This is a genomic window from Allobosea sp. NPDC003192 (genome assembly GCF_050275675.1).
Taxonomy (GTDB): domain Bacteria; phylum Pseudomonadota; class Alphaproteobacteria; order Rhizobiales; family Beijerinckiaceae; genus Allobosea.
In genome coordinates, this window is the sequence record NZ_JBNNPK010000007.1 from 107,128 (window position 1) to 134,071 (window position 26,944).

Below are 26,944 nucleotides of genomic sequence, written 5' to 3' on the forward strand. Positions count from 1 at the left end.
CGAAGGCGGCTCAGGCCGCCTTCGCCTTCTCGTCCTTGAAATAGCGCTCGCGCATCCGGCCGGCATAAGCGACCAGATTGGGGTGCTTCACCAGGGCCTCGCGCAGCGGCGAGTCGAAGATCTCGCACAGCCCGGCGATCGTGAAGGCGCCGAGCGTCGCATCGCCGCCGCATGGGTCGGGTCCGGTGAGATAGGGGTTGCCGCCGAGGATGCCGGCGAGCGCATCGAGCGCCCGCCGCGCCAGCTCCAGCCGCTCGGCGTCGCTGTGCCGGCCGATGCCGTGGCCGTGCAGGTTGCGCCGGATCTGGCGCTTGACCACGGCAACCACCAGCGGCCGCAGCGGCGCCGGCACGGCGTCGAAGAAGCGGCGCGGCCCGCGATCGAAATTGGCGGGATTGGCCCAGCGCTCCTGCACCACCAGCCAGTACATGTGGTCCTCGAGCATTTTCTCGACGGCCCAGGCGGTGCCGCGCTGCTCGGCGGAGAGGCCCTTGTCGAAGTCGATCCCATGCGCCTGTTCGAGGTGCATGCGGATGAAGGTCGTGTCGGGGACGATCCTATCGCCGTCGCGCAGCATCGGGAACTTGCCTTTCGGCGCCTTCTGCAAATTGCCGCGCACACGGGTATAGGGCAGGCCGGACATCTCCATCAGGATGATGCCCTTCATGCAGAACGGGCTCGGGTCGGGCTGGCCGAAGGCAGGCCCGAATACGTGAAGCTCCAGCATGTTTCCTCCCCGGCCGATGCATTCGGTATGCAGCATGCGCTGCTGCCACGCTCCTGACAATTTGTGTCAGGGCGAGTAGAGCAGGATGAGCTTACGCCATCTTCCTATCAGCGGAACTACGCCATGCAGCGTGCTGAACGTTTGCTCGATCTGATTCAGGGGTTGCGCCGCCGGCGTCGCCCCGTCACCGCCGAGACGCTCGCCTCCGAGCTCGACGTCTCCGTCCGCACCGTCTACCGCGACATCGCCGCGCTGTTGCGCCAGGGCGTGCCGGTGCGCGGCGAGGCCGGCATCGGCTATGTCCTCGATGCCGGCTTCGACCTGCCGCCCTTGATGTTCTCGCCCGACGAGATCGAGGCCGTGCTCGTCGGCATGCGCTGGCTCTCCGAGCGCGCCGACCCGACCTTGGCGCGCGCTGCCGAGGATGTCGTCGCCAAGGTCGCGGCGGTGCTGCCGCCACATCTCAGGCCCATCCTGCTCGACGGGGCACTGTTCGCGCCGGCCTATTGCAAGGATTCGGCTGTTGTCGATCAGGTCGACGCCGCCGCGATCCGCGCCGCGATCCGCAATGGCCGCAAGCTCGACATCGCCTATCGCGACGAGGCCGGGGCCGAATCGCGGCGGATGATCTGGCCGATCGGCATGACCTTCTTCGACCGGGTCCGCGTCGTCATCGCTTGGTGCGAGCTCCGGCAGGCCTTCCGCCATTTCCGTACCGACCGCATCGCCGAGCTCACTGCTCGCGAGGAACGCTATCCCGCCCGCCGTGCCGACCTGTTCCGGCGCTGGCAGAAGGAGGAGCAGGAGGCTGCCGCCGGCCGCGCGATGGAGCAGCAGGGGGAAGCGGTGACGGTGCAGTAGCGAGGGGGCGTTCGCGTCATGCTCGGGCTCGACCCGAGCATCTCAGCCCGGTGGAGGCTCCGGCCAGCATCCTCTTGTCATGAGATTCTCGGGTCTGCGCTTCGCTTCGCCCGAGAATGACGGCAGGCTTCAAGAGCCCACTGCCACCCCATCTTCGAGCTTCACAGCCCCGGACGCCACCAGCGCCAGCGCCTGCGGGTAGATCTGGTGCTCCTGCTCGAGCACGCGGGCCGACAGGCTGGCCTCGTCGTCGCCGGGCAGCACGGGCACTTTCGCCTGCAGGATCGTCGGGCCGGCGTCGAGCTCGGGCACGACGAAATGCACCGTGCAGCCATGTTCGGTGACGCCGGCTTCCAGCGCGCGGGCATGGGTGTGTGTGCCGCGGAAATCGGGTAGCAGCGAGGGATGGATGTTGATCAGCCGGCCCTGCCAGCGCGTCACGAACCAGGGCGTCAGCACCCGCATGAAGCCGGCGAGCACGACGAGCTCGATGCCGTGAGCCTGCAGCTCTGCGTCGAGGGCCCGCTCGAAGGCCTCGCGATCCTTGCCGAAGGGGCGGTGATCGACGCTTGCCGTGGCGATGCCGGCCGCCGCCGCCCGCTCCAGCCCGCCGGCATCCGGCAGGTTGGCCGCGACCAGCGCGATCTCGGCCGGGAAATCGGCGGCCCTGGCCGCCTCGATCAGCGCGACCATGTTCGAGCCGCGCCCGGAGATCAGGATCGCGGTCCGCACCCGCTTGGCCGTGCTCACAGGGCGAGCTTCCCGCGATAGGTTACGGCCTCTTCGGTGCCGCGGGCCGTGACCTCGCCGAGCCTAACCGGCTTCTCACCGGCCTCGGTCAGCGCCGCCATGACGGCCTCGGCCTGAGCGGCCTCGGCGACGACGATCATGCCGATGCCGCAATTGAAGGTGCGCAGCATCTCGCGCTCGGCGACGCCGCCGACCTGGGCGAGCCAGCCGAACACCGGCGGCACGGAAATCGCCGGCAGGTCGATCGCGACGCCGAGATCGTCCGGCAGCACGCGCGGGATGTTGTCGGGGAAGCCGCCGCCGGTGATGTGGGCGAGGGCCTTGATGCCGGGCGCCGCCTTCAGCGCCTGCAGCAGGCTCTTCACATAGATTCGGGTCGGCTCCAGCAGCGCCTCGGCCAGCGTCTTGTCCGAAGCGAAGGGGGCAGGGGCGTCCCAGGCCAGGCCCGAGAGGGCGACGATGCGGCGGACCAGAGAATAGCCGTTCGAATGCACGCCGGAGGAGGGCAGGCCGAGCACGACGTCGCCGGCGACGACATCGGCGCGCGGCAGCAGCGTGCCACGTTCGGCGGCGCCGACGGCGAAGCCCGCGAGATCGTAGTCGTTGCCGGCATACATGCCCGGCATTTCGGCGGTCTCGCCGCCGATTAGGGCGCAGCCGGCCTGGCGGCAGCCCTCGGCGATGCCGCGTACGATCTCGACGCCGGCCTTCGGATCGAGCTTGCCGGTGGCGTAGTAGTCGAGGAAGAGCAGCGGCTCGGCGCCCTGGACGACGAGGTCGTTGACGCACATGGCGACGAGGTCGATGCCGATGGTCGAATGCCGGCCGCTCTCGATCGCGATCTTGACCTTGGTGCCGACGCCGTCATTGGCGGCGACCAGGATCGGATCGGTGAAGCCGGCGGCCTTGAGGTCGAACAGCCCGCCGAAGCCGCCGATCTCCGCGTCGGCGCCGGGCCGGCGCGTCGAGCGCACCAGCGGCTTGATCGCGTCGACCATGGCGTTGCCGGCATCGATGTCGACGCCCGCCTGCGCATAGGTCAGCCCGTTGGCGCCCGGTTTCGTCATCGGTACTCGCTCCTTTTGCTTCGCGAGCGAATAGGCAAGGGCAGGGCGGGGGGCAAGCCCTTCCGCGAAAGCGTTTCGCACTTCTCCCGCCCATGTTCTACCTTGAGGTGCGATTCTTTCGGCAGGTCTCCCGCGATGACGCTACCGAACCTGATCACTATCGCCCGGCTGATCCTGGTGCCGCTGGTGATCGTCATGATCGTCAATGCCCGCTGGGACGAGGCCTTCTTCCTGTTCGTCGCGGCCGGCGTCTCCGACGCGATCGACGGTTTTATCGCCAAGCGCTTCGACATGAAGAGCGAGCTCGGCGCCTATCTCGACCCGCTCGCCGATAAGGCGCTGATCGTCTCGATCTACATCACGCTCGCCATCGTCGGTATCATTCCGGTCTGGCTGGTGATCGTCGTCGTCTCGCGCGACCTGATGATCGTCACGGCGGTGATCCTGTCATGGGTGATGGAAAAGCCGGTGACGATCGCGCCGATCGTCGTCAGCAAGCTCAACACGGCGGCCCAGCTCGTCTTTGCGGCGCTGGTGCTCGGCTCGAAATCCTTCGAGATCGATGCCGGCGCTGTGATGCCGGCGGTGCAGATCGTCGTCGCGACCTTGACGCTCGCCTCCATGGGCGCCTACCTCGCCCTCTGGCTGCGGCATATGGCGAGCTGAGCCGCCACCTTGGATGGCCCGGGGCGGATCACCATAATCAGGACGCCGGACACCCGGCTCTAGAGGCGAGTGCATGAGTCTTCAGCGTCAACTGCTCTTCTGGCTGCTCGCCCTTGCCGTCCTCGTGCTCGCGTTGATGCTGTTCCGGGACGTGCTGCTGCCTTTCATCGCGGCGCTGGCGCTGGCCTATCTGCTCGATCCGCTGGCCGACCGGCTGGAGCGCTGGGGCCTCAGCCGACTGACCGCGACGATCGCGATCCTCTGCCTGTTCCTGCTCATCTTCATCGCCGGGCTGGTGTTGCTCGCCCCGCTGCTCAGCCAGCAGCTCGCCGGGCTGGTGGCGCGCCTGCCGGGCGACGCCGCCAAGTTGCAGGCGCTGATCATGGAACGCGGTGCGCCGCTGATCGAGCGCTTCGGCGGCGCCAAGCTGGCGCAGGATGCCCAGAGCTCGCTCGGCAACCTCGTCGGCGAAGCAACGAGCTGGGTCGGCAAGCTGCTGGGCTCGCTCTGGTCCGGCGGCACCGCGATCATCGGCGTGTTCTCGCTCCTGGTGCTGACGCCCGTCATCGCCTTCTACCTGCTCGCCGACTGGGACCGCATGGTCGCGACGGTCGACAGCTGGCTGCCGCTCGATCATCGCGACACGATCCGCGGCCTGCTGCACGAGATGGACGTCGCCATCGCCGGCTTCCTGCGCGGCCAGGCGCTGGTCTGCCTGCTGCTCGGGACGTTCTATGCGATCGGGCTGTCGCTGGTCGGCGTCAATTTCGGCGCGCTGATCGGCATCATCAGCGGCTTCCTCTCCTTCATTCCCTATGTCGGCTCGCTGACCGGGCTCGTGCTCTCGGTCGGCGTCGCCACCGTGCAGTTCTGGCCGGACTGGACGATGCCGCTGTTGACGCTCGCCGTCTTCGCCACCGGCCAGTTCATCGAGGGCAACATCCTGCAGCCCAAGCTCGTCGGCGACTCCATCGGCGTGCATCCGGTCTGGCTGATGTTCGCGCTGCTCGCCTTCGGCTCGCTCTTCGGCTTCGTCGGCCTGCTGCTCGCCGTGCCGCTGGCGGCGATCATCGGCGTGCTCGCCCGCTTCGTGCTGCGGCAATACCTCGCCAGCCCCTATTATCGTGGCCGCACCGGCCAGGCCCCGAAGCTTCATGCCGAGCCGTGAGCCGCCGGTGAAGCCGCGCCAGCTTGCCTTCGATCTGCCGGTCGACAGTCGCCACGGGGTCGAGGATTTCCTCGTCGGCCCCTCGAACGAGCAGGCCTATGGGCTGATCGAGAGCTGGCCGGGCTGGCCGGCCTCCTGGCTGCGCCTGGTCGGGCCGGAAGGGGCAGGCAAGACCCATCTCGCCGCGATCTGGGCGGCGCGTGCCCATGCCTGGACGCTGCCCGCCGCCGAGCTGGACGAAGCCAAGGTGCCACATCTGGCGTCCGGCGGCGCGCTGGTGATCGAGGATTGCGACCGCGCCCCGCTCGACGAGCCAGCCTTGTTCCATCTGCTCAACGCCACCAAGGCGCGCGGCGCCTCGGTGCTGCTGACCGCGCGGACCGAGCCGGGCCAATGGGGCCTGAAGGTGCCGGACCTGCTCTCGCGTCTGCGCCTGGCGCCGCAGGCCGAGATCGCGCCGCCGGACGATGCACTGCTGCGGGCGCTCCTGGTCAAGCTCTTCGTCGACCGCCAGCTCATCGTCGACACCGGCACGATCGAGGCGCTGGCGCTCAGGATGGAGCGCTCCTTCGCCGCGGCGCGCGACCTCGTCGACGCCATCGACAAGCTCTCGCTGGAGCGTGGCCGGCGCGTCACCCGCGCCATGGCCACCGAGGTCGTCGCCTCGCTCTTCCCGGAGGAGTGAGGTCTTAGGCCTTGGCTGCAGCGGCCGTGCCGGTCAGGCGGGCATGGACCGTCTCGATCAGCAGCTCGTGCGCGCGAGCGGCGATCGCGTCGAGCGAGGGCGTCTTGACGAACATCGCCGCGGCCTTCTCGCTCAGTTCCTCGCGGCTCGGCATGTGCCAATGGGCGATCGCGTCCTGCGCTTGCGCCTGGACGGCGTGCAGGCGCTCGCCGGCGCGGGCCTGCATTGCGGCCAGGGCTTCGCGGAATTCGGGCAGCGTCAGCGTCGGCAGGTGCAGCTCGGGCAGATGCAGCTCCGGCAGGCCGGGCGCATTGGCATAGGCGTCGCGGAAGGCCTGGACGATGCGCTCGACCGGCACGGAAGCCGCGAGCCGCTCGGCCGAACGCTCGATCACGCGCGGCGGCAGCGCCTGCGAGCGCTCGATGACGGCCTGCGGCGGCGCCCTCAGGTCCCAGACCAGGCGCAGCTTCGACAGGCCGAGGATCAGGTAATAGGTCGGATCCCACTGCCACCAGCGAAACCCCTGGCGGACGCTGTACTGATAGGCGTGGTGGTTGTTGTGCCAGCCTTCGCCCATGGTGATGATCGCCAGCCACCAGTTGTTCCGGCTCTCGTCGCCGGTGACATAGTCCTTGTCGCCATGCACATGCGCCAGCGAGTTGATGCAGAAGGTGCCGTGGTAGACCGCGACCGTCGACCAGAAGAAGCCGACGAACAGCCCGCTCCAGCCGTCGATGGCAAAGCAGATCAGCGCGAGCGCGAAGGCCGGCAGCAATTCGAACCGATGCAGGAAGGCGAGCTCGGGAAAGCGCGTCAGGTCGGTGACGGTCGAGGTGTCGCAGCGGTCATGGCCGTTGCTGAAGATCCAGCCGACATGGGAGTAGAAGAACGAGGTCAGCACCGGCGAATGGACATCGTGCTCGGTGTCGGAGAAGCGGTGATGGTGCCGGTGCTTCGAGGCCCACCAGATCACGCTCTTCTGCGCCGTCGACTGGGCGAGGAGGGCGAGGACGAACTGGCCGGCCCGGCTGGTCTTGTAGGTCCGGTGCGAGAAATAGCGGTGATAGCCGCCGGTCACTGCGAACATGCGCAGCCAGTAGAGGCCGAAGGCTAGCCAGAGCGAGGTCGCGCTGACGCCGCTCCAGAGCGCACCGAAGCAGGCCAGATGCGCCAGAACGAAGGGTATGGCTGAGGGGTAGACGATGTCGCCGTGATCGTCGGCGTGCTGCTGCTCTGACAAGTTCGCTCTCTGGACTTACGTTCTGAAGGCATGCGGGATTCGCATGCCGACCAAACAGCAGCAGCGGGGCTGGCGCAAGCGTCGTATGCGTTGATGAAATGTGACGTTTGGCCTCGCCTGTCATCGAAGCGTCACGCTACGGTGGCTTCAAGGCGAAGGCAGCAACTGCGGCTGCAAGCAAAACGACACACAGCACAGCTACAGGACCGGCAGTGGCACGAGCGGCGTCGACAGCGAGAGCAAAGCGAATGACCCAGGATGTGGCGGAAGCGCCGGCCCCGAAGGCTGCGGCCTTGGTGGCGACGGATACGGTTCTTCATCTCGACGAGGAGCTCAGGCAGTCGCCCAAGCGCTTCATGAACCGGGAGCTGTCCTGGCTGCAGTTCAACCGGCGGGTGATGGAGGAGGCCTCCAACCGCAACCATCCGCTGCTCGAGCAGCTGCGCTTCCTCTCGATCTCGGCGAACAATCTCGACGAGTTCTTCATGGTTCGCGTCTCCGGCCTGCGCGAGCAGCTCAAGGCGGGTGTGGTGACGCCGAGCCAGGATGGCCTCAGCCCGGCCGAGCAGCTCGCGGCCCTGGGCGAGGCGGTTTCCGCCCTGACCCGCGACCAGCAGATCCGCTGGACCGAGCTGAAGCAGGACCTCGAGGCGAACCGGATCGTGCTGCTGCGCCCGGCCGATATCGGCGCGCAGGACCGGATCTGGCTGGAAGACCGCTTCCTGCACTATGTCTTCCCGGTGCTGACGCCGCTGGCGATCGACCCGGCCCACCCGTTCCCGTTCATCCCCAATCTCGGCTTCACCATCGCGCTGGCGCTGGAGCGCGTCAGCGATGGGCGAGCGCTCGACGCGCTGATCCGCGTGCCGGTGAAGATGGACCGCTTCATCGAACTGCCCGACCTCGCCCGCGAGGGCGTCCAGCGCTTCATCATGCTGGAGGACCTGGTCGCGCTGTTCATCGGCAAGCTCTTCCCCGGTTACGAGGTCAAGGGCACCGGCTCCTTCCGCATCATCCGAGACTCCGATCTCGACATCGAGGAGGAAGCTGAGGACCTGGTCCGCGTCTTCGAGACCATGCTGAAGCAGCGCCGCCGCGGCGTCGTGATCCGCCTCGAGCTCCATGCCGACATGCCCGCGCATCTGCGCGACCTGATCATCCGCGAGCTCAAGGTCGACCCTGACGAGATCGTGGTCGTCGACGGCATGATCGGCCTGAACGAGCTCTCCCAGCTCGTCGGCGTCGACCGGCCGGACCTGAAGTTCAAGCCCTACAACGCCCGTTTTCCGGAGCGCATCCGCGAGCATGGCGGCGACTGCTTCGCCGCCATCCGCCAGAAGGACCTGATCGTCCACCACCCCTATGAGAGCTTCGATGTCGTGGTGCAGTTCCTGCAGCAGGCGGCACGCGATCCCAACGTCGTCGCGATCAAGCAGACGCTCTACCGGACGTCCTCGAACTCGCCGATCGTCCAGGCGCTGGCTGAAGCGGCCGAGGCCGGCAAGTCGGTGACCGCGCTGGTCGAGCTCAAGGCGCGCTTCGACGAAGAGGCGAACATCCGCTGGGCCAAGGATCTGGAGCGCGCCGGCGTCCAGGTCGTCTATGGTTTCATCGAGCTCAAGACCCATGCCAAGCTCTCGATGGTGGTGCGCCGCGAGGCCGGGCAGTTTGTGACCTACTGCCACATCGCCACCGGCAACTACCACCCGATCACGGCACGCATCTACACCGATGTCTCCTTCTTCACCGCCGATCCGGTGATGGCGCAGGATGTCGCGCGCATCTTCAATTTCATCACTGGCTATGCCGAGCCGGCCGAGCTGGAGCGCATGGCCGTCTCGCCGGTCAATCTGAAGAAGCGCCTGCTCGACGACATCGCCGAGGAGGTCGCCCATGTGAAGGCCGGCCGCAAGGGCGCGATCTGGGGCAAGTGCAACTCGCTGGTCGATCCCGAGATCATCGATGCGCTCTACGACGCCAGCCAGGCCGGCGTGCAGATCGACTTCGTCGTGCGCGGCATCTGCTGCCTGCGGCCCGGCGTGCCGGGGCTCTCCGACAATATCCGCGTCAAGTCGATCGTCGGGCGCTTCCTCGAGCACACCCGCGTCTATGCCTTCGGCGCTGGCCACGGCATGCCCTCGGCCAAGGCCAAGCTCTACATCTCCTCGGCCGACCTGATGCCGCGCAATCTCGATCGCCGTGTCGAGGCGCTGACGCCGATCCAGAACGGCACGGTCCACCAGCAGCTGCTCGAACAGATCATGCTGGCGAACTTTCTCGACAACGAACAGAGCTGGACCATCTTGCCGGATGGCGGCTCGCGACGCATTGTCCCGCCATCGGCCGAAGAGTCGTTCAACGCCCATAAGTATTTCATGACGAATCCGAGCCTGTCTGGTCGTGGAAAATCTCTTTCGAGCTCAAGCCCGCGCAGCCTCTCCCGCCGCGCCGGCAAGAAGGCCTGAGCAGGCTTCGGGCCGGCTGAGCGTCGACGACACCATCGCGATCATCGATATCGGCTCGAACTCGGTTCGTCTCGTCGTCTACGAGAACCTGTCGCGGGCTCCCGCGCAGGTCTTCAACGAGAAGGAGATGGCGGGTCTCGGCCGGCAGGTCGCCACGACCGGGATGCTGGCGCAGGACGCGATCGACAAGGCGCTCTCGGCGCTGGTGCGCTTCCGCATCCTCTGCGAGGCGATGCATGTCGGGCAGCTCAGGGTCATCGCCACGGCGGCGGCCCGCTATGCTTCGAACGGCCCCGATTTCATCGCACGGGCCGAAGCGGCCGTCGGTCAGCCGATCGAGCTGATCTCCGGCGACCGCGAGGCCTATCTCTCGGCACTCGGCGTGATCTCGGGCTTCGACCAGCCACACGGCGTCGTCGGCGACCTCGGCGGTGGTTCGCTCGAACTGATTTCCGTGGATGGCGACAAGGTCGGGGAGGGGATTAGCCTGCCGCTCGGCGGCCTGGCGCTCATCGACCGCTCGAAGAACTCGATGAAGGCGGCCGAGAAGATCGTCCGCGACGATCTCGACCATCACCCGCAGCTCGGCGCCATGCGCGGGCGCGATTTCTACGCCGTCGGCGGCACCTGGCGCGCGCTCGCGACCCTGCACCAGCGCCAGTCCGGCTACCCGCTCAACGTCATGCACGGCTATATCGTGCCGGCCCGCGAGGCGAGCGACTTCGTCCGGCTGGTCGAGCGCGCCGATGCCTCGATGCTGGAGGCGATCGAGGCGGTCTCTTCGGCCCGGCGTCCGCTGCTCGCCTATGGCGCACTGGTGCTCGACCAGATCATCAAGCGCGGCCGCCCGCGCAATGTCGTGATCTCCGCCAATGGCGTGCGCGAAGGGCTGCTGCACGAGCAGCTCGACGAGGCCGAGCGCTCCGCCGATGCGCTGCTGCGCGGCGCCGAAGACTACAACCAATTGCGCGCTCGCGATCCGCGCCACGCAGCCGACCTGATCGCCTGGACCGACAAGCTCGTCGCCAGCGCCTATCCCAATGACGATCCGGCGCTGCGGCGGCTTCAGCTCGCGGCCTGCCTGCTCTCGGATATCGGCTGGCGCGCCCATCCCGATTATCGCGGCGAGCAGACGCTCAACGTCATCGCCCATGCCTCGTTCAGTGGCGTCGAGCATGCCGGCCGCGCCTTCCTCGCGCTGACGGCGTTCTATCGCTATGCCGGCCTGAAAGCCTCGGCGCCGGCTGTCGAGGGGCTACGGCGGCTGCTGGCGACGCGCACGCTCGAGCGTGTCCACATCCTCGCTGCCGCTTTCCGGGTCGCCTATCTGATCTCGGCTGGCATGCCCGGAATCCTGCCGCGGGCGCCACTGACCTGCATCGACAGCCGGCTCGTCCTGCGCCTGCCGGACGATCTGAAATCGCTGGCGAGCGAGCGCGTGACCGGGCGTCTGAAGCAGCTCGCCAAGCTGCTCGGGCGCGAGGTCGATATCCGCTGAGCGGAAAGCCCCGACCTAGAGCCGGATTCACCTGATGCTAGAGCACGCGTGCTCTAGCGGGGCAGGAGCTGCTGGAAAGCGGTCGGCTGGATCGATATTCGGCCGATAAAGGGCCGGTCATGCGCCAGAATGACGAAATAGGCGGCTGAGACGACCAGCACGTAGAGATGCGCGGCCACGATCTGCATGCGGAAACTGTGGCTGTTGCAGATGACGATCGCGAGGAGGGTCGTTGTCGAGATCAGCCACATCGCACACCATTGCGCCCAGGTGACGCCGGCGATCGAGGCGGAGAGCCGCGCTAGCCGGGCGTGACGGATCTCCAGCAGCTGGTTGAGCAGCGGCGAGTAGGCTGCTGCGGCGTTCAGCCGCGACACCAGATGGATCGCGCCGAGCAGGTGCTTCTCCGACTGGTCGAAGACCGGATCGGTAAGCGGCATGCTCTTGGCCATGGCCGGCCAGTCGATCGCGACGACTTCGCGCATATAGTCCTGCAGTCCCTTGGCCAGCTCGGACCGCGTTTCTTCCGGTAGCACCACGGATAGGGCGAGCGCCGTCTCCACCGCATCGGCTTCGCGCTGCACTGCGGTCCGGGCCGAGACGGCGTCGTTCCAGATCCCCACCGCGGAGAACGCGACGATCAGCGCGAACAGCGCTCCGCAGGCATTGATGATCGAATCACGGATCGGCAGCTGGTGGTCCAGCCGGAAGCCGACACGGGGAATGGCAAAGCGGACGAGGCCGATCAGGAGCCAGCAGGCCGCAAGGCCCAGCGCCAGCACGGCGAAGAACATCCCCGCCAGCGGCAATTGATGGAACAGGATGAACACGTCGCCCCCGAGAATCTGCCAGCGATCGAATGGCGGCAGCAGACCTCAGTTCGGTCGCGCCGGACAAGCCCCGCTCTGCGAATAGCCGAAAACAAGCTTTCCGGGGCGTTTTCTCAACCGACCGTGACGCGCCCGCGCACGATCTTGAGCGAAAGCGAGCCGTTCTTCAGCGCCAGCGCCTTCTCGCCGAAGATTTCGCGGCGCCAGCCGTGCAGCGCCGGCACATCGGCCTCGTCATTGCTGGCGATCTCTTCGAGGTCATCGCTGGAGGCGATGATCTTCGGCGCGACGCGTTCGGCGTCTGCCGTCGCCTTGAGCAGCACCTTGAGCAGGTCGAGCACCGCGCCGTTGCCCGGCCGGCCGCGTTCGCGCTCCAGCCGGGGCAGGTTGCGCGGGTCGATCGCCAGGGCGCGCTCGACCGCGGCCAGCACCTCGCCGCCGGCACGCGAGCGCTCGAAGCCGTTCGGAACCGAGCGCAACTCGCCGAGCGCGTCGGCCGAGCGCGGGGCGCGCTGGACGATGTCCATCAGCGCATCGTCCTTGAGCACGCGCTGGCGCGGCACGTCGCGATGCTGAGCCTCACGCTCGCGCCAGGCTGCGAGCTCCATCAGCACAGCCAGCTCCTTCGGCTTGCGCAGGCGGCCCTTGAGGCGCTGCCAGGCGTTCTCGGGCTTGACCTCGTAGGTGCCGGGCGAATTCAGCACCGCCATTTCCTCGGCGACCCAGCTTTCGCGACCGCTCGCGGCGAGGTCGGCCTGTAGCGCGAGGTAGATGTCGCGCAAATGCGTCACGTCCGATTCGGCATAGACCAGCTGCGCCTCGCTGAGCGGACGCCGCGACCAGTCGGTGAAGCGCGAGGACTTGTCGATGCGCGCCTTGGCGAGGTCGTTGACCAGCTGCTCGTAGCCGACCGAGTCGCCATAGCCGCAGACCATGGCCGCGACCTGCGTGTCGAACAGCGGCGTCGGCAGCACCCGGCCGAGCATCCAGACGATTTCGAGGTCCTGTCGGGCGGCATGGAAGACCTTGACCACGTTCTGGTCGGTCATCAGCGCCATGAAGGGGGCGAGATCGAGCCCCTCGGCCAGCGGATCGACCATCACAGCCTCGTCCGGCGAGGCCATCTGGATCAGGCAGAGCTTCGGATAATAGGTCGTCTCGCGCAGGAACTCGGTGTCGACAGTGACGAACGGGTGCGTGGCGAGGCGGGAGCAGGCGGAGGCCAGCTCTTCGGTCGTGGAGATCAGGTTCATGGAGCGCGCTCTTAGCAGATGAAAGCGCGCCATGTCGCGGGCGTTCTTGACAAGCAAGCCGCGCGCGTGTGGTTACGGCGCCAAATCGCTTGCGTGCCCGCTTGGGCCGCATGGACGCCCGGAAAGCTGAACCCGTGACCTTGCACCGCTACCGTTCCCACACCTGTGGCGCGCTCCGCGAGAGCGACATCGGCGCCTCCGTGCGCCTCTCCGGCTGGTGCCATCGCATCCGCGACCATGGCGGCGTGCTCTTCATCGACCTGCGCGACCATTACGGCCTGACCCAGGTCGTGGTCGATCCGGACTCGCCGGCCTTTGCCGATGCCGAGAAGGCGCGCTCCGAATGGGTCATCCGCATCGACGGCAAGGTCAAGCCGCGCCTCGCCGGCACCGAGAACGCCAATCTTGCCACGGGCGCAGTCGAGGTCTTCGCCACCGCGCTCGAAGTGCTGGGGCCATCGGCCGAGCTGCCGCTGCCGGTCTTCGGCGATCTCGAATATCCCGAGGATACCCGCCTCAAATACCGCTTCCTCGACCTGCGCCGCGACAAGCTGCACAGCAACATCATGCTGCGCACCAAGGTGATCGACTCGCTGCGCCGGCGCATGCAGGCCTCCGGCTTCTCCGAGTTCCAGACGCCGATCCTGACTGCGTCGAGCCCCGAAGGCGCGCGCGACTTCCTGGTGCCGAGCCGCCTGCATCCGGGCAAGTTCTACGCCCTGCCGCAGGCGCCGCAGCAGTACAAGCAGCTCCTGATGATGGCGGGCTTCGACCGCTACTTCCAGATCGCGCCCTGCTTCCGCGACGAGGATCCGCGCGCCGACCGCCTGCCGGGCGAGTTCTACCAGCTCGACGTCGAGATGAGCTTCGTCGAGCAGGAGGACGTGTTCGCCACGATGGAGCCGGTGATCGCCGGCGTCTTCGAGGAATTCGGCGAGGGCAAGTCCGTCACCAAGAACTGGCCGCGCATCCCCTATGCCGAAGCGCTTCGGAAGTATGGCTCGGACAAGCCGGACCTGCGCAACCCGATCGAGATGCAGGACGTCTCCGAGCATTTCCGCGGCTCGGGCTTCAAGGTCTTCGCCCGTATCCTCGAGGGCGAGAAGAACCGCGTCTGGGCGATTCCCGCGCCGGGCGGTGGCAGCCGTGCCTTCTGCGACCGGATGAACTCCTGGGCGCAGGGCGAGGGGCAGCCGGGCCTCGGCTACCTGATGGTCAAGGAAGGCGGCGAGGGGCAGGGCCCGATCGCCAACAACATCGGCCCCGAGCGTGTCGCGGCGATCGTCGCCCAGATGGGCCTGAATGCCGGTGACGCCTGCTTCTTCGTCGCGGGCGATCCCGACAAGTTCTACAAGTTCGCTGGCAGCGCCCGCAACAAGGTCGGTTCCGAGCTCGGGCTGATCGACGAGAACGCCTTCGCCTTCGCCTGGATCGTCGACTTCCCGATGTTCGAGTACAACGAGGACGAGAAGAAGGTCGACTTCTCGCACAACCCGTTCTCGATGCCTCAGGGCGGCCTGAAGTCGCTGATGGAAGACGATCCGCTGGCGATCAAGGCCTTCCAGTACGACATCGCCTGCAACGGCTACGAGCTCGCTTCCGGGGGCATCCGCAACCATCGCCCCGAAGCGATGGTGAAGGCCTTCGAGATCGCCGGCTATGGCGAGGAGACGGTGATCGAGCGCTTCGGCGGCATGTACCGCGCCTTCCAGTACGGCGCGCCGCCGCATGGCGGCATGGCCGCCGGCGTCGACCGCATCATCATGCTGCTCGCCGGCGCGACGAACCTGCGCGAGGTCGCGCTGTTCCCGATGAACCAGCAGGCTGTCGACCTTTTGATGGGCGCGCCGTCGCCTGCGAGCCCGAAGCAGCTGCGCGAGGCGCATCTGCGCGTCAACCTGCCCGAAAAGGAAGGCTGAGCGACCATGGCCTTCCTGCCTGCCGGGCGAGCCTTGTTGCTCGTCTGCTTCGTCGTGCTGCCGCTCGGTGCCTGTGTCGCCGGCCATGCCGATACCGCCGCCGGGCGCGCCTCCCTGCTGGCCACGACGGTGTCGCGCGCCATCGCCTGCAAGGCCGGCTCGCCGCAGCGCACCACGCTGGACCGCTTCCTCGCCGCCGAGAAGGCACGCGGGGCGAGCGACGATCAGCTCGCGGCGGCCCGCTCGGCCTATATCTCGGTCTCCGAAGCCGAGACGATCAACCAGGACATCCGCCCGCAGCCTTGCACCGCCGAGGAGCGGGCGACATTGCGGGGCAAGATGCAGGATGTCCGCGCTGGCCGCTTCGAGGCGCTCTGAGCATCGATGACTGCCCTGAAGCTCTGCCTTGCCGCACTTGCGGCTGCGAGCCTCGCCGGCTGCGTCGCCGCAGGGCCTGTGCCCGGCACGCCCGAATTCACGGCCGCGCAGGTTTCGCGCGCCTATGATTGCGGGCTACGGGTCGATCGCGGCGGCATCATCGCGCGCCTGCCCGCCGAGCAGCGCGGCCGCTTCGTCACCGCCAATGCGAGCTATGCGGTGAAGTCCTACAATGCGCCCCGTCGCTGCGAGGCGCAGGAGCGCGAACGGCTCCAGCAGGAGCTGCGTCTCGGAGCGCGGCGCTGATCGGCCCTTGCCGAAAGCGGCTCATCTCGCGCAGAAGCAGGCCATGAGCCATTCTTCCGCAGATGTCACCGCCGTCGTCGTCAGCTTCGACAGCGCGCAGGTGCTGCCGGCCTGCTTGTCGGCACTGGCCGGCGAAGGGGTCGGCGCGATCGTCGTCGACAATGCCAGCGGCGACGCCTCGGCCGAGGTCGCGGAGCGGCACGGAGCCCGAGTCCTGCGCAACGAGCGCAATGAGGGCTATGGCCGGGCCAACAACCAGGGCGCATGGGCGGCGGCGACGCCCTTCGTCCTGATCGTCAACCCCGATCTCGAAGTCCAGCCCGGCGCGGTCGCGGCCCTGCTGGCGGCGGCGGAGGCCTATCCCGACGCGGCCGCCTTCGCCCCGCGCCTGGTCGAGCCGTCAGGCCGTGTCTTCCTGCAGCCGCGCTCGCTGCTCTCGCCGGGTCATCTCAACCGGGCGCGCCGGATCGTCCTGCCGGAAGGGGATGCCTGCTTGCCCTTCCTGTCGGGCGCTTGTCTGTTGCTGCGGCGCGAGGTCTTCCTGGCGCTCGGCGGTTTCGATCCGGCGATCTTCCTGTTCTACGAGGATGACGATCTCTGCCGCCGCCTGCGTGAGGCCGGCCATGCGCTGGTTCATGTCGATGCGGCGAATGCCCGCCACGCCCGCGGCAAGTCGAGCGCGCCGTCGCCGCAGCGCCGTTTCACGGCGCGTTGGCATCTTGCCTGGTCGCAATACCACGTTGCGCGCAAATGGGGGCTGCCGTTTCCCGGTCTCGGTAAGGTCGCAGAAAACCTCGCCAAGGCAGTGGGTTACGGCCTGATCTTGAATCAGGAGAAGATGTACGCCCATGCCGGTTCAGCCCTGGGCGCACTCGCCGGCCGCGCCGGCCGCAGCGCGCTGGTGCGGCAAGGGCTGAGCGAGCAGCCGCTGCTCAGAGATGCAGGTCCTTCATCGGCGTCGCGATGATCCGCCGGATCTCGCGCAGCTGACGCATGACGAGCCGGCCCTTGCGCATGAAGGTGCTCGACCCGGCCAGCAGTTCCGCCTCGCGCGCCGCAAAAGCTGCCTTGCCGGTCTGGGCCGGGATCGGGCTGAGTGGGACCGGCGCATCGGCGAGGCCGGCGGCGTTGATCTCGGCCAGGGCCGGCTCGGACCCGCGCAGGCTCTTGCCGATCGCGATCCGCGCCGCGTCGAGGCGGCTCTGGCCGGCGTCGAGCACCGGCTTCTGCATCACCGCGCTCGAATCGCGCCACTGGATGCCCTTGCGATAGGCCGGCACCCATTGCACCTGCGCCTCGAGCAGGTTCAGCCCGGCATAGCGGGCGAGCGCCGGGAAGGCGTCGTCATAGAAGCGCCAGCAATCGACCGGGAAGCGATGGCGCGGCCCGCCGCCGGGTGAGGTAATGAAGGCGAGGCCATTGCCCTTCAGCACGCGGGAGATCTCCAGGATGGTGATCCAGAAATACTCGGCGTGCTCGAAGACCTCGGAACAGGTGACGACGTCGACGGAGCCGGTGGCGATCTCCTTCCAGTCGTAGGGGTCGGCGACGGCGACGTCGACGTTCAGCCCCGGCTCGATGTCCATGCCGACCAGCGTCCAGGCCGGATTGCCCATCACGTTCCGATTGGACAGCGACTGGCCGTCGACGATGGCGGAACCGACATCGAGCACGGTGAGAGGGGTCGTCTCGACATCGGCGAGATAGGCCTTGCGGAAGACCCGCGCCTTGTCGTTCGCGGAAGCGTGCATGAAACCGTCCAGATCGGGAGAGGTGTTGCTTGGAAGCTCGGTAGCCTCTAGCCGAGGCGTCCGGCCTTCTCCAGCGGATTTTACGGCGCCGCGCCCGGCAGATCCTCGATCCGCTCCGACAGGAGCGTCGGAATGAGGCGCCGGACCTCGGCTTCCGGCAGCAGCCACCATTCGCTGCGCAGCAGCGCGGCGATGCGCTCTTCGCTCATCCGGTAGCGCACCACGCGGGCCGGATTGCCGGCGACGATCGCATAGGGCGGCACATCCTTGGTCACCACTGCGCGGGCCGCCACCACCGCGCCATGGCCGATGGTGACGCCGGACAGAATCATCGCCTGCGAGCCGAGCCAGACGTCATGGCCGATGACGGTGTCGCCGCGCGAGACATGGCTGCCGTCGAGGCCGACGGATTCCGGCCAGAGGCGGGGCAAGGCGGGGAAGGGGTAGGTCGTCACCCATTCGGTGCGGTGATTGCCGCCTAGCATGATCTCGACCCCGTCCGCGATCGAGCCATAGCGGCCGATCGAGAGATTCGAGCCGCTGACCGCAAAGCGCACCTTCGGCCGGCCATAGGTATAGGCGCCGACAATGATCTGGCCCGGCCGGCGCGCGATCAGGTCGGCGAGATAGAGACGGGTCTGGTTGTGCGGGTTGAACCAGCGCCGCAGAAAGCTGCGTGGGCCGATCGGGAGACCGGCCCACCAGACAGCAAGGGCACCCGGACGCCAATCGGCGTCCGGGGCTGGCGAATTCGACGAACTCAATGCGGCAACCTCACTCCGCTATGGCGTTGACGTCGATCTTCTCGAAGATTTCCGTCGGCTCGCCAAGCGCGATCACGTCGGCGAGGCCGAGGCCGCTCGGTGTCTTGGCCGTGGCCTTGACGGTCAGCGTGCCGGGCTTGGCGACGAAGCGGGCGACCGCGTTCGCCAGAGTCTTGGCGCCGTCCGACGGACCGAGGATGGCGGCGAGGCCGAGGCTGGCCATCATCCCATATTCGCGCCGGACGTCCTCGACCTTGCGCTTCGACTTCTTCGCCTCGTTCTCGATCAGCTTCTCGGCGAGACCGAGATTCTGCAGCTTCAGCTCGACGTTCTTGGCGGTGGCGCCGAGCAGCGCGACCTGCGCCAAAGCGAGGTCTCCGGTGAAGACCTCCTTGCCGATATTGCCGAGCGTGCCGGTGGCGTCGAGCTTGGCCATGCCGGCGCCGCCGAGCGAGAGCGTGCGGATCGCGAACTCCTTGCTCGCCTCCTGCCAGGCGAGGGAGAGCTTCGCCGACAGGTCGATATTGCGATAGCCCATCGCCAGCAGGTCCTTGGCGGCGGGGTTGTCGGCGCTCTCGATGATCGGGAAGGTGATCTTGTCGAGCGTCAGCGTCATGTCGGTCGGGATGCCGTTGAGCTGCTCGCCGGCCTTGAGTTCGAAGCTGCCGAGGCCGACCTGCATCGGCGGGCCGGCCGGGCGGCCGCGCTTGCCCTCCTGCGGGACTGTCATCTGCACGCCGCTCATCTTGACCGTGCCGAGCTTCGGGATGAAGCGGCGGAAGTCGAGCGTCTTGATGTCGACCGCCGAAGCGGCGACGGCCTTGACCTCGCGGATGACGCCTTCCAGCGAGAAGCCGGAATAGCCGATCAGGCCGACCACGCCCTTGGCGCCGCCGCCCTCGAACTGCAGCCCCTCGATGGCGACGCCCGACTTCTCGGGCGCGTCCTCGCCGAAGGCGATGCGCGAGAAGCGCATGTCGACCGGTTCGGGTTTGGCGCCGGGCTTGGGCGGCGTCTTCAGCGACATCACGATGTCGCGGATCTCGCCGCTGCCATAGTCGACGGCGTCGAAAAGCTCGGCCATGGCGACGAGCAGCTTGCGGTCGCGTGCCTCGCTGATCGCCGGGTCTTCCTTGCTGTTGAGGTTGCGCGCCGCCTTCTCCGACTCATCGCTCAGCTCGGCGATCCGGGCGAGGAGCTCGCCCATCGGCTCGGAGGCGACGCGCGCCTTGAAACCGCGCATCGAGGCTTTGCCGGCGGTGATCTTGCCCTGCTCGCCGAGGTCGAGGACGTAGCCGTCCTGGTCGATCTTGCCGAGGATCGGCTGAAGTGGGGTGGTCTCGCCGGATTTCGCCTTCTCGCCGAAGACGCGCGCGATCTGCATCAGGTCCAGCACTTCGAAGCTGGTGCGCTTGATCTCGCCGTTCATCGGGCCGGTGGCGGCGCCTTCGACCTTGATCGTGCCGTCGCTCGATTCGCCGCGTCCGATCCGGCCTTCGCGGATGTCGGAGAATTTGATGTTGCGATAGGTCGTGACCTGCTTCTGCGGGCCGAAGGTCTGCTCCATCACCAGGGTCGGCGCGCTGATCTCGGCGGCGTTGAGCTTGCCGAGACGGGCGATCGCGCTCTCGCCGGGCTGGACCGCCTGGCTCGCGCCGGCGATGGCACCCGCTACGCCGCCCGCCGGGGCGCCGCTCGTGCTCGACATCAGGAGCGCCCGGAAGCTCTCGCGGTCGAGCGGGGCGCCCTTCACGTCGAGCTTCGGGATCGACAGGACGAACTTGCCGAAATCGAGCTTCAGATTGTCGAGCTGGAAGTCGTCGGCGGAGGCAGGTCCCGCCAGAAGGAGCAGCAAAAGCCCCGCCGCAGACAGCGGCCGGGAGCTGGCGAGGCGTCGGCCGAGCGAAATCGTCATGATGGTCTCCTGAAGCGTCGTCGAAGCCCGAGAGCGCATAGTCCGGGCCAAGCTCCGATTGTCGGCGTCAGAGACGGATTCGCTGACGCAGCAGCCGATCCGTCCCTGACTGAAAGTCGGCGCAGACCCTGCCGCAAGGCGATGACGAAAGAAAGATGGGGCCCTTGGGAGTTCGGTGAAATGCTTGACGAAACGGCACCGCTTCGTGCCATTGGCCGCAGAACCGCCACGAGGCCGCGGCAAGGCTTGCGTCCAAGGTGGCCTGTCGGGCGTGAGGCGCGATCGCGATGATGTCTGTTGTGGAATGTTTGCGGCGGGGTGTTCTCGCCGTCGCGCTGGTCGTCGGCACCTTCGCCATGCTGCCCACGGCCGTCCAAGCGCAGAACGCGCCGGCGTCCTCGGGCCTGGAACCGCTCACCATCGTCACGTCATCGGGCCGCCATGCCTTTCAGGTCGAGGTCATGCGCACGCCGGACCAGAGGGCGCGGGGGCTGATGCACCGCCAGTTCATGCCGGTCGATCGCGGCATGCTCTTCGACTTCAAGCAGGTCGAGCCGGTCGCGATGTGGATGCAGAACACCTACATCTCGCTCGACATGCTGTTCATCCGCGCCGACGGCACGGTCGCCCGCATCGCCGAGCGGGCCGAGCCGCTCTCGACCCGGACGATTCCCTCCGGCGAGCCGGTGCTCTCGGTGCTGGAGCTCAATGCCGGTATCGCCGAAAAACTCGGCATCAAGCCGGGCGACAAGATCGAGCATCCGCTGTTCAAGCGTTGAACCGGGTCGGCCTGGGCCTTCGGCTCAACCCAGTTCTGCAGCGATGTCGCGGCAAGTGGCGAGCAGCGCCGTCAGCGCCTCGCGATGCTGCGGGCGGGCCTCGCGCCGGTTGAGATAGGGCACGACGATGCTCGCGATCGGCTGGCTCTTGCGGTCGAGGATCGGTGCGCTGATGTCGGTCACGCCGACGACGTCGTGGCTGTCGGCGATCAGGAAGCCGTCCGCCGCGATCGCCGCCAGGGCGGGATCGGAAGCGGCGCCGTCGCGGAAGGCAAGGATGACCTGGCCGGAGGTCGAGGCGGCGGCGGGCCGGCGATAGCCCAGTCTCAACGTGAAATTGATGTCGCCCGGTCCGGCGGCGCTGACGATGACCACGGTCTCGCCTTTGCTCAGCACGACCAGATGGGAGGATTGGCCGATTCGTTCGCTCAGCGCTTCGAGCGCGGGCGTCGCCACCTCGACCAGGTCGCGGGCGCGCGGCACCCGCATGCCGAGCTCGAAGAGCCGGTTGCTGAGCGCGATCTCGTCGGTAACCGGATCGCGGTCGAGATAGCCGCGCTCGATCAGCACGAACAGCATCCGGAAGATCTCGTTCTTCGAGCGGCCCAGGCGCTCTGCGATCGCGCGCGCCGAAAGCGGCGTCTGGGCCATCGCCAGCAACTCGATGATCTCCAGGCCTTTTTCCAGAGCGGGCGCCGGATAGGGGCGGGCGGGGGCACCGGCAGCGGGTTCGGGCGTCATCTGACGTCTCCGGTTTGATTTATTAGCGAAGCTTGACTGCATATACGAAACCGATAGCATTCCGCTAGGTCATCGTTGTGCCGGTCGGGAGAGCGGGTGCGACAGGGCCACCCGGTCGCAGAAGCGACCGGCGCCAACGACATATCGGGGGAGCATCATGGCACGCGGTTTCAGATCGACGTTGTTTGCCGCCCTTGGCCTGTTCGTGGGGCTGGTCGCCAGCCTCGAAGCCCATGCCGACAAGCTCAGCGACATCCTGTCCAAGGGCGTGGTGCGCATCACCGTCTTCGCCGACGTGCCGCCCTTCGGCATGATGAACGCCAATCGCGAGCTCGAAGGCTTCGATGTCGACATGGCCAAGCTCGTCGCCAAGTCGCTCGGGGTGAAGCTGGAGCTCGTGCCGGTGCCGGCGGCGAGCCGCATTCCGTTCCTGCTCACCGACAAGTCCGACATGAACATCGCGGCGATGTCGATCACCGCCGAACGGGCGCGCCAGGTGATGTTCAGCGCGCCCTATGCCGACACCTCGCTCGCCGTCTACGGCGCCAAGGCGCTGGCGGTGAAGTCGGGCGCCGATCTCGCCAAGAACCGCATCGCCGTCGCCAAGGGCACGACCGAGGACCTCGTCCTGTCGGCATTGGCTCCCTCCGCCGAGATCATGCGCACCGAGGACAATGCGACAGCCGTGCAGGCCTATCTCTCCGGCCATGCGCAATTGCTCGCCGCCAACAGTGTCGTCGTGGTCGAGCTCGCCAAGCAGAACCCCACCAAGGAGTTCGATTTCAAGTTCGCGCTGCGCCGTGCCCCGGCTCACATCACCATCCGGCGCGGCGAACATGACCTGCTGCGCTGGCTCGACACGCTGATCTTCCAGAGCACGCTGAACGGCGATCTCGACGAGCTCCACAAGAAGTGGCTGGGCGGGCCGATGCAGCCGCTGCCGGCGCTCTGAAGGCGGGGCGATGTCGAGGCACGACTTCGCAGCGGACGAGTTCGCCGAACGCCGCGCCCACGTCCGGCGTGCGATGGCGGAGCAGGGGCTGGACTGGCTCGTGCTCTTCCACCCCGTCTCGATCCGCTGGCTGACCGGATCGGACGCCAAGAGCTATCAGGAATTCCAGTGCCTGCTGGTCCCCGCAGCGGATGGGCCGCTGACGATGATGGCGCGCGAGGGTGAGCGCGCCGAGATACTGGACGATGCGCTGGTCGACCGGCTGGAGACCTTCGGCGGCGGCGAGAACGAGGACCCGCTGCCGCGATTCGCCGGTCTTGCCGACGAGCTCGGCCTGCTGGTGGGGCGCGTCGGCGTCGAGGTGCCGGCCTACTACCTGCACCCACATCACCACATCGCGGTCCGCGACCTCTTCGGCTCGGCCTTCGTCGAGGCGACCAATTTTATCCATGATCTCAGCCTGGTGAAATCGCCGGCCGAGCTCGGCTACATCAGGCGGGCGGCGGCGATCGCGGACGAGACGTTGACCATCTTCGGCGCGGCGTTGCGCCCCGGCCGCAGCGAGTTGGAGGTCGCCGGCGAGGTCTACGGCGCGCTGTTGGCTCGCGGCAGCGGCCTCGCAGCGAGCCCGATCAACCTCGTCTCCGGCGAGCGCTCCTGCTACAGCCACGGCGCGCCGACCGAACGCCGGCTGCGGCCCGGCGATTATGGCAGCGTCGAATATGGCGCGACCTTCCGGCGCTATACCGCGACGCTCGGCCGGCAATTCTGCCTTGGCCAGCCGACCGCCAGAATGCGCGAGCTCTACGAGATCGTCCGTCGTGCCTGCGATGCCTCCATCGCCGAGATTCGCGATGGTGCCCCCGCAACCGCCCCACACGAGGCGGCCAAGCGCGTGATCGGCGAGGCCGGTCTCGAACATGGCCGCGTCCACACCTCAGGCTACGGGCTGGCGCCCGGCTTCCCGCCGAGCTGGGGCGAGCCGATGCACATGATCGGCGGCAGCCGCTACACGCTGCGCGCCGGCATGGTCGTCAGCGTCGAGCCGCCGGTCTTCCTCCATGAGGAGGGGCTGGGGGCACGCATCATCGACAACGTCCTCGTCACCCGCGACGGCTGTGAATTGCTGACACGGAGCGCGCGCGATCTCATGATCGTCTAGGCTTTGCGGCGCGACGAGCTGTTCCCATCCTGCGAGTTCGATGCTATGGCGTAGCGCGTCGCTTCGCCTCGTCGAGGTGTTGCGGCAGTTCGGCAAGTGATTCCATGCACTTGCAGGATGTTCGGGGTATAGCGCAGCCCGGTAGCGCATCTGCTTTGGGAGCAGAGGGTCCCAGGTTCGAATCCTGGTGCCCCGACCAATTTCGACAGGGCTTTGCCGGAAGGCGAGGGGAAGCATGACGGCACGCATCTATTCGCCGGCCCGCAACGCGATGCAGTCCGGCACGGCCAAGACCGGCCGCTGGTTGCTGGAATACGAGCCCGAGCGACCGCGCGAGATCGAGCCGCTGATGGGCTGGACCTCGTCGGGCGACATGAAGAGCCAGCTCCGGCTCTGGTTCGACACGGCCGAGGAGGCCGTCGCCTATGCGACGCGCAACGGCATCGCCTATCGCCTGGAGCAGCCGCACGCGCCCAAGCGCCGTGGCATGGCCTACTCGGACAATTTCAAGTTCAACCGCGTCGGCCAGTGGACGCATTGAAGTTCAAGTGAACGGCGGATACCAAGTCCGCCCTTTTCTTATTTCTTAAAGGGCCCGTAGCTCAGCTGGATAGAGCAGCAGCCTTCTAAGCTGCTGGTCACAGGTTCGAATCCTGTCGGGCTCGCCATTCCTCTGCCTGTTGAGTCGCTCTCGATGTTCGAGAGCGGTCATCAGTGACGGCGTGGCCATCACCACGCTCGCGGCCCCCACGTCCTTCCAAAGACTGCTACGTTTCCCGCCGCTGCCGAAAGGCGGTTGCCCATGATTTGGGGATGGCGTTCTCAGCCCGGCCGGGGCCTCGCTCAGCGCCGGTAATAACGCCGGCCGATGCGGGGCTTGCGCCGCCATTTGCGGCCGGGCGCGGGGAACATGCCTCTGCGGACCATGGCTCGCATCAGGATCGAATACTCCGCATCGGTCTCGGACAAGGCGGCCGGGTTCGGAAAGGCTTCGGCCGCTTCGGACAGCGCAGCCGCCCGGGCCGCCTCGACGAGCGCCACCGAGGCGGCGGACGCTCCGATCAATCCCATCAGAAATTGCCTGCGGTTCATCGCTTCTCTCCTTCGTGCGATGCACGCAAGGATGGACGGTGATCCGCTCGGCTTCGTCCTTCGAATACGGGATGGCCGAGCGCAAAAAAAAGAGCTGGGGTCGCTCGCGTTGGCGATCCGATCGGCTATGTGAGGCTTTCGTTTGCCTGCGAGTGCCAGGTCCTAACGCTCTGCCGCTTGCCGGGCCTTGTGCCGGTCGATCAGGGTTTGGCGCTTGGCCTCCTGGGCTTTCCGCAGTCCGAGCTCGAACGCGGCCTGCTTCAGCCATTGGTCCGCGGAAGCCTTGCCGTCGCGCATCACGCGGCGTTCGTATTCGGGGCGATACCGCCGCGACCAGACTTCCATCTGCGCCGCGGTCGGAGTGTAGCGCGCTTTCTCTGCTGCGGTGGGCTTGAAATCGCGCATCTCGGCGGCTGTCGGCTCGTATGCGGTGCGGGCGGGTTTGGCCGGTTTGACCAGCGTCGCCCGGGCGGCCCGCGCCTCGGTCGCGAGCTTGCCTTTCGGGTGGGCCTTGAGGAAGCGATCGAGCGCTGCGACCGTTCCCGCCGCCTTCGCCTCGGCGAGCGCGCGGGCCGGGTCATTGGTCTCGGCAGGCGGCTGCGGGGAAGGGGGCTGCGGCTTCGGTTGCGCGTCCTTCGGCTCGGCGGCTACCGCAGGAGCCTTGCCGAGATAGCCGAGCGCAAGCTGGCGATAGGCGCAGACCCGGTTGCATGCGTCGAGATAGGCCTGGTACTTGCCCTCGGCGCCGAACCGCCGCCAGCTCTCGTCGTCCTTGGTTGCCTCGGCATCGCGCTGTCGCTGCAGCAGCCGGTCCATCGCCTGCTGTCGATAGGTGCAGGGGCCCGTGCATTGTGCGACATAGCGCTCCAGTGCTTCGCGCGATCCGTCCGTCGTCGCGGCGCGCCAGCGTGCGTCGTCCTGGGCGCTCTCGAAGCTGCGGCGGATGGCAGCAGACGGGGCGACGATCGGCAGCGACAGGCTGGCCGTATCGAATTCGGGCTTCTGCTCGCGACCGCTGTCGCGTCGCGCTGCCGCTTCGACCTCGCTGACGACATAGGCTTGCAGCTCCGGCCAGCCGATCCGCTTGTCGTTGTCGACTTGCGCCAAGCCGGCAGCGCCCATCAGGAAGCGGCTGGTGAACAGACCGAGCTTCTGGTTTTCATCCCAGTTCGCCGGCGTGGCGCCGGAGGTCGCGATCAGCTTGACGATGTCGCCGCCGCCGCGCGGTCTGGCAGGTGTGAAGCCCGGCGCTGAGACCGCGAGCAGGCTCTCGCCCTTGCGCCCGGTTTCGCCGGTGAAGCAGGCGTCGATCATCACGATCAGCTGGCGCTGCGCCCCGATTTTCTGCCGGACCAGTTCGAGGTTCCGGTAGAGCGTCTGCAGCGCGTAGCCACTCTCGCTGGCGTTCGGGTTGCCGTCCTGTGGCAGCAGGAAGGGCTGGCGCGTCGCGAGATCCGGCACGCCATGGCCGGAATAATAGACGAAGACGTTGGAGCGGCCCTCCGTCACGCTGCGCCAGAGCCGGCCGCCTTGCGGATTGGCCTCGCTGCCGAACATCTGGGTGAGCTCGCCGAGCGTCGCGTCCTTCAGGAGGAGGACGTTCTGCTCGCGGAAGCGCAGGCCGCGGACGAGGTAGTCGCGGATCGCTTCGGCGTCGTTATGGGCGAAGTCGACCGGCGTCGTCTGCTTGTAGTCGCGGTTGCCGATCACCACCGCGATCGAATCCGCATTGTCGTCGAGGATGCGTGACGGTTGGGCTGCGGCCGCCGGCACGATCAGGCCCAGCATCAGCGCAAGGATACTGAGGATTCGAGCCGCGATCGATCTCGAATGACGGTGGCACCTGCTCATCGCGTCCTGGATCACCTCGGCTCGGCTGCCACATTGGTCGAGGCAGGGTAGGCTATTGTGAAGACGAACACCGCCGATACTAGGCCGCAAATTCTGCTTTGGCGAGCTTGGGTAGGCTGGATTG

At 67.2% G+C, this 26,944-nt stretch carries 26 protein-coding genes and 2 tRNA genes; 16 read left to right on the plus strand and 12 right to left on the minus strand.

Annotation, left to right across the window (positions count from 1 at the left end; genetic code table 11):
• Positions 1 to 10: 10 nt before the first annotated feature.
• The gene (locus ACQKLX_RS11870) at positions 11 to 727 is read right to left on the minus strand and encodes a glutathione S-transferase family protein (RefSeq protein ID WP_427361782.1); all 717 of its coding nucleotides are present in this window, start codon (positions 725 to 727) and stop codon (positions 11 to 13) included.
• Positions 728 to 850: 123 nt separating this feature from the next.
• Here ACQKLX_RS11870 and ACQKLX_RS11875 point away from each other — a divergent pair, with 123 nt between their 5' ends.
• Positions 851 to 1,588, plus strand: a complete 738-nt coding sequence (locus ACQKLX_RS11875) for a helix-turn-helix transcriptional regulator (protein ID WP_427361783.1) — start codon at positions 851 to 853, stop codon at positions 1,586 to 1,588.
• Positions 1,589 to 1,717: 129 nt separating this feature from the next.
• On the opposite strand, the gene purN is transcribed toward ACQKLX_RS11875, so the two are convergent.
• On the minus strand, positions 1,718 to 2,338 hold the full coding sequence (gene purN, locus ACQKLX_RS11880) for a phosphoribosylglycinamide formyltransferase (protein ID WP_427361784.1): 621 nt from the start codon (positions 2,336 to 2,338) through the stop codon (positions 1,718 to 1,720).
• Entirely contained in the window at positions 2,335 to 3,405 is a 1,071-nt protein-coding gene (gene purM / locus ACQKLX_RS11885; RefSeq protein WP_427361785.1) for a phosphoribosylformylglycinamidine cyclo-ligase, read from the minus strand. Before purM ends, purN begins: the two co-directional genes overlap by 4 nt.
• A 135-nt stretch (positions 3,406 to 3,540) precedes the next feature.
• Between purM and ACQKLX_RS11890 the strand changes: the two genes are divergently transcribed.
• From ACQKLX_RS11890 to ACQKLX_RS11900, 3 genes are all read left to right on the plus strand, one after another.
• Positions 3,541 to 4,071 (plus strand): CDP-alcohol phosphatidyltransferase family protein, encoded by a 531-nt coding sequence (locus ACQKLX_RS11890; RefSeq protein ID WP_427361786.1) that lies wholly within the window; start codon positions 3,541 to 3,543, stop codon positions 4,069 to 4,071.
• A gap of 73 nt (positions 4,072 to 4,144) precedes the next feature.
• Positions 4,145 to 5,239 (plus strand): AI-2E family transporter, encoded by a 1,095-nt coding sequence (locus tag ACQKLX_RS11895; protein WP_427361787.1) that lies wholly within the window; start codon positions 4,145 to 4,147, stop codon positions 5,237 to 5,239.
• Positions 5,226 to 5,924: a P-loop NTPase family protein gene (locus ACQKLX_RS11900; protein ID WP_427361788.1), complete on the plus strand. Its 699-nt coding sequence runs from the start codon at positions 5,226 to 5,228 to the stop codon at positions 5,922 to 5,924. Before ACQKLX_RS11895 ends, ACQKLX_RS11900 begins: the two co-directional genes overlap by 14 nt.
• Before the next feature lie 4 nt (positions 5,925 to 5,928).
• Here the strand turns inward: ACQKLX_RS11900 and ACQKLX_RS11905 are convergent, their stop codons facing one another.
• Entirely contained in the window at positions 5,929 to 7,164 is a 1,236-nt protein-coding gene (locus ACQKLX_RS11905; protein ID WP_427361789.1) for an acyl-CoA desaturase, read from the minus strand.
• A gap of 248 nt (positions 7,165 to 7,412) precedes the next feature.
• Here ACQKLX_RS11905 and ACQKLX_RS11910 point away from each other — a divergent pair, with 248 nt between their 5' ends.
• Both ACQKLX_RS11910 and ppx read left to right on the plus strand, forming a co-directional pair.
• Entirely contained in the window at positions 7,413 to 9,629 is a 2,217-nt protein-coding gene (locus ACQKLX_RS11910) for an RNA degradosome polyphosphate kinase (RefSeq protein ID WP_427361790.1), read from the plus strand.
• Positions 9,565 to 11,127 (plus strand): exopolyphosphatase, encoded by a 1,563-nt coding sequence (gene ppx / locus ACQKLX_RS11915; protein WP_427361791.1) that lies wholly within the window; start codon positions 9,565 to 9,567, stop codon positions 11,125 to 11,127. Before ACQKLX_RS11910 ends, ppx begins: the two co-directional genes overlap by 65 nt.
• Before the next feature lie 53 nt (positions 11,128 to 11,180).
• On the opposite strand, the gene ACQKLX_RS11920 is transcribed toward ppx, so the two are convergent.
• Both ACQKLX_RS11920 and rnd read right to left on the minus strand, forming a co-directional pair.
• The gene (locus ACQKLX_RS11920; RefSeq protein WP_427361792.1) at positions 11,181 to 11,957 is read right to left on the minus strand and encodes a bestrophin-like domain; all 777 of its coding nucleotides are present in this window, start codon (positions 11,955 to 11,957) and stop codon (positions 11,181 to 11,183) included.
• Positions 11,958 to 12,070: 113 nt separating this feature from the next.
• The gene (rnd, locus tag ACQKLX_RS11925) at positions 12,071 to 13,210 is read right to left on the minus strand and encodes a ribonuclease D (protein WP_427361793.1); all 1,140 of its coding nucleotides are present in this window, start codon (positions 13,208 to 13,210) and stop codon (positions 12,071 to 12,073) included.
• Between the two features lie 140 nt (positions 13,211 to 13,350).
• On the opposite strand from rnd, the gene aspS reads away from it, so the two are divergent.
• The 4 genes from aspS to ACQKLX_RS11945 are packed head-to-tail and all read left to right on the plus strand — an operon-like array spanning position 13,351 to position 16,780.
• Positions 13,351 to 15,129 carry an aspartate--tRNA ligase gene (gene aspS / locus ACQKLX_RS11930; RefSeq protein WP_427361916.1) on the plus strand — a complete coding sequence of 593 codons (1,779 nt, stop codon included), beginning with the start codon at positions 13,351 to 13,353 and terminating at the stop codon, positions 15,127 to 15,129.
• A 6-nt stretch (positions 15,130 to 15,135) separates the two neighbouring features.
• Entirely contained in the window at positions 15,136 to 15,507 is a 372-nt protein-coding gene (locus tag ACQKLX_RS11935) for a hypothetical protein (RefSeq protein ID WP_427361794.1), read from the plus strand.
• Positions 15,508 to 15,513: 6 nt separating this feature from the next.
• A complete protein-coding gene (locus ACQKLX_RS11940; protein WP_427361795.1) occupies positions 15,514 to 15,813 on the plus strand; it encodes a hypothetical protein in 300 nt (99 codons plus the stop codon).
• A gap of 43 nt (positions 15,814 to 15,856) precedes the next feature.
• Positions 15,857 to 16,780, plus strand: coding sequence for a glycosyltransferase family 2 protein (locus ACQKLX_RS11945; RefSeq protein WP_427361796.1), 924 nt, complete (start codon positions 15,857 to 15,859; stop codon positions 16,778 to 16,780).
• Here the strand turns inward: ACQKLX_RS11945 and ACQKLX_RS11950 are convergent.
• The 3 genes from ACQKLX_RS11950 to ACQKLX_RS11960 all read right to left on the minus strand — a co-directional run bounded on the left by ACQKLX_RS11950 (position 16,746) and on the right by ACQKLX_RS11960 (position 20,243).
• On the minus strand, positions 16,746 to 17,564 hold the full coding sequence (locus tag ACQKLX_RS11950; RefSeq protein ID WP_427361797.1) for a class I SAM-dependent methyltransferase: 819 nt from the start codon (positions 17,562 to 17,564) through the stop codon (positions 16,746 to 16,748). The genes ACQKLX_RS11945 and ACQKLX_RS11950 overlap by 35 nt on opposite strands.
• Before the next feature lie 80 nt (positions 17,565 to 17,644).
• Positions 17,645 to 18,250, minus strand: a complete 606-nt coding sequence (locus ACQKLX_RS11955) for a CatB-related O-acetyltransferase (protein WP_427361917.1) — start codon at positions 18,248 to 18,250, stop codon at positions 17,645 to 17,647.
• Positions 18,251 to 18,338: 88 nt separating this feature from the next.
• Positions 18,339 to 20,243 (minus strand): hypothetical protein, encoded by a 1,905-nt coding sequence (locus ACQKLX_RS11960; protein ID WP_427361798.1) that lies wholly within the window; start codon positions 20,241 to 20,243, stop codon positions 18,339 to 18,341.
• Positions 20,244 to 20,533: 290 nt separating this feature from the next.
• Between ACQKLX_RS11960 and ACQKLX_RS11965 the strand changes: the two genes are divergently transcribed.
• Positions 20,534 to 21,022: a DUF192 domain-containing protein gene (locus ACQKLX_RS11965; protein WP_427361799.1), complete on the plus strand. Its 489-nt coding sequence runs from the start codon at positions 20,534 to 20,536 to the stop codon at positions 21,020 to 21,022.
• A gap of 24 nt (positions 21,023 to 21,046) precedes the next feature.
• Here the strand turns inward: ACQKLX_RS11965 and ACQKLX_RS11970 are convergent, their stop codons facing one another.
• The gene (locus ACQKLX_RS11970) at positions 21,047 to 21,763 is read right to left on the minus strand and encodes an IclR family transcriptional regulator (protein WP_427361800.1); all 717 of its coding nucleotides are present in this window, start codon (positions 21,761 to 21,763) and stop codon (positions 21,047 to 21,049) included.
• A 157-nt stretch (positions 21,764 to 21,920) separates the two neighbouring features.
• On the opposite strand from ACQKLX_RS11970, the gene ACQKLX_RS11975 reads away from it, so the two are divergent.
• From ACQKLX_RS11975 to ACQKLX_RS11995, 5 genes are all read left to right on the plus strand, one after another.
• Positions 21,921 to 22,715 (plus strand): transporter substrate-binding domain-containing protein, encoded by a 795-nt coding sequence (locus tag ACQKLX_RS11975; protein ID WP_427361801.1) that lies wholly within the window; start codon positions 21,921 to 21,923, stop codon positions 22,713 to 22,715.
• Between the two features lie 10 nt (positions 22,716 to 22,725).
• Positions 22,726 to 23,877, plus strand: a complete 1,152-nt coding sequence (locus ACQKLX_RS11980) for a M24 family metallopeptidase (RefSeq protein ID WP_427361802.1) — start codon at positions 22,726 to 22,728, stop codon at positions 23,875 to 23,877.
• Positions 23,878 to 23,999: 122 nt separating this feature from the next.
• Positions 24,000 to 24,076: transfer RNA gene (locus ACQKLX_RS11985), tRNA-Pro, on the plus strand.
• Positions 24,077 to 24,112: 36 nt separating this feature from the next.
• Entirely contained in the window at positions 24,113 to 24,418 is a 306-nt protein-coding gene (locus ACQKLX_RS11990) for an ETC complex I subunit (RefSeq protein ID WP_326873943.1), read from the plus strand.
• 50 nt (positions 24,419 to 24,468) lie between these two features.
• Positions 24,469 to 24,545, plus strand: a tRNA-Arg gene (locus ACQKLX_RS11995).
• Between the two features lie 175 nt (positions 24,546 to 24,720).
• On the opposite strand, the gene ACQKLX_RS12000 is transcribed toward ACQKLX_RS11995, so the two are convergent.
• Positions 24,721 to 24,969, minus strand: a complete 249-nt coding sequence (locus ACQKLX_RS12000; protein ID WP_427361803.1) for a hypothetical protein — start codon at positions 24,967 to 24,969, stop codon at positions 24,721 to 24,723.
• 162 nt (positions 24,970 to 25,131) lie between these two features.
• On the minus strand, positions 25,132 to 26,757 hold the full coding sequence (locus tag ACQKLX_RS12005) for a caspase family protein (RefSeq protein WP_427361804.1): 1,626 nt from the start codon (positions 26,755 to 26,757) through the stop codon (positions 25,132 to 25,134).
• Between the last annotated feature and the right edge of the window lie 187 nt (positions 26,758 to 26,944).